The organism is Streptomyces sparsus, assembly GCF_054776295.1.
In genome coordinates this window covers 1-2,033 of record NZ_BAAHCA010000879.1, presented here as the reverse complement: position 1 = coordinate 2,033, position 2,033 = coordinate 1, and the positions used below count along the sequence as shown (strand labels likewise).

Annotated in this window: 1 protein-coding gene; it reads left to right on the top strand. The window is 75.1% G+C overall.

The features are described from left to right. A partial coding sequence (locus ACYVE9_RS24435) for an acyltransferase domain-containing protein (protein WP_461030064.1) occupies positions 1-2,033 on the top strand: 2,033 nt, incomplete at both ends.

Genomic DNA, 2,033 nt, shown 5'->3' with positions numbered 1-2,033 from the left:
GGCCGAGGGCGGAGGGGCCGACCCGGGCGCGGCGGTGCCCTGGCTGCTGTCCGCACGCACCCCCGACGCCCTGCGTGAGCAGACCCGGCGGCTCGCCACCCACGTCCGCGACGGCCGCCCCGACCCCGTCGACACGGCGTGGTCCCTCCTCACCACACGCGCCCACCTCGAGTACCGCGCCGTCGCCACCGGAACCGACTCCGACAGCCTCCTGAACTCCCTCGCCGCGTCCGTACCCGCCGGCCGCGTCGAAGGCGACGTGGACCGCCCGGTGTTCGTCTTCCCCGGCCAGGGCAGCCAGTGGGCCGGCATGGCCACCGACCTCCTCGCCACCTCGCCCGTGTTCGCCCACCGCTTCGGCGAGTGCGCGCGGGCGCTCGCCCCGCACGTCGACTGGGACCTCGAAGCGGTCCTGCGCGACGACCCCGAGGCACCGCCGCTGGAACGCTCCGACGTGCTGCAACCCGTCCTGTGGGCCGTGATGGTGTCGCTGGCGGCGCTCTGGCAGCACCACGGCGTGCGTCCGGCGGCGGTCGTCGGCCACTCCCAGGGTGAGATCGCCGCCGCGGTCGTCGCCGGGGCCCTCACCCTGGAGGACGCGGCCCTCGTGGTCGCCCTGCGCAGCAAGGTGCTCGTCCCCCTCGAAGGCCTCAGCGGCATGGCCTCGCTCGCGCTGCCGGAGCCCGCCGTCCGCGACTTCATCGCCCGCTGGGGCGACCGGGCCACCGTCGCGGCCCTCAACGGGCCCTCGTCCGTCGTCGTCTCGGCCGACGCCGAGACACTGGGCGAGCTGCTGGAGACCGCTGCTCACGAGGGCGTGCGCGCCCGCCGCGTCGGCATCGACTACGCCTCCCACTCCGTGCACGTGGAGCCCGCCCGCGACGAGATGCTGCGGAAGCTGGCACCGATCACGCCCCACCCTGCCGAGGTGCCCTTCCTGTCCACCGTTACCGGCGCCCTGCTCGAAGGCCCGGCCACGGACGCCGCGTACTGGTACGACAACCTGCGCAAGCCGGTGCTGCTGGAGCCCGCGGTGCGGGCCCTGACGGCGGCGGGCCACGGAGCCTTCATCGAGATCAGCCCGCACCCCGTCCTCACCGCACCGGTGCAGGACACCGTCGAGTCCGCCGCAGGACACGGCCACGCCGTGGTCACCGGCACGCTGCGCGTCGACGACGGCGGCCCCGCACGCTTCCAGACCTCGCTGGGCGCGCTGTGGGCCGGCGGCGCGCAGGTGGACTGGGCCCCCGTCTTCGCCGGGCTGTCGCCCCGCCGGGTCGAACTGCCGACCTACGCCTTCCAGCGCCGCCGGCACTGGATAGCGGACACTCCCACCTCCGACGCGACGGCCCCGAGCGCCCGCCAGCAGCCGGAAACCGCCTCCGGCGCACCCGCCCTTCCCGAGGCCGACGCCGCAGGAGCGACCGCGGCCCCGCCCGCGAGCCGGGGCACCGAGCTCGGCGCCGACGAGGCGCTGCACCTGGTGCGCGAGTGCACTGCCCTGGTGCTCGGCCACCCGGACGCCGCCGCCGTGGACCCGCAGCGGTCCTTCAAGGACCTGGGCGTCGACTCCGTGACCGCCGTGGAGTTGCGCGACCGCCTCAACGGCCTCACCGGACGGCGGCTGCCCACCACCGCCGTGTACGAGTTCCCGACACCGGTCCGGCTCGCCCGCCACCTGCACGCGGCCCACTCGGCACCGGACGGACGCGAGGACGGGACCGCCGCCACAACCGTCGACAACGAGCCGATCGCCATCGTGTCGATGGGATGCCGCTACCCCGGGGGCGTCAGCAGCCCCGAGGACCTGTGGCGCCTGGTCCACGACGAGACCGACGCCGTCTCCCCGTTCCCCGCCGACCGCGGCTGGGACCTGGACGCCCTCTACGATCCGGAGCCCCAGCACTCCGGCACCACCTACGTACGCGTCGGCGGATTCCTCGACACCGCCACCGGGTTCGACGCCGGGTTCTTCGGTATCTCGCCGCGTGAGGCGACGGCGATGGACCCGCAGCAGCGACTGCTGCTGGAGA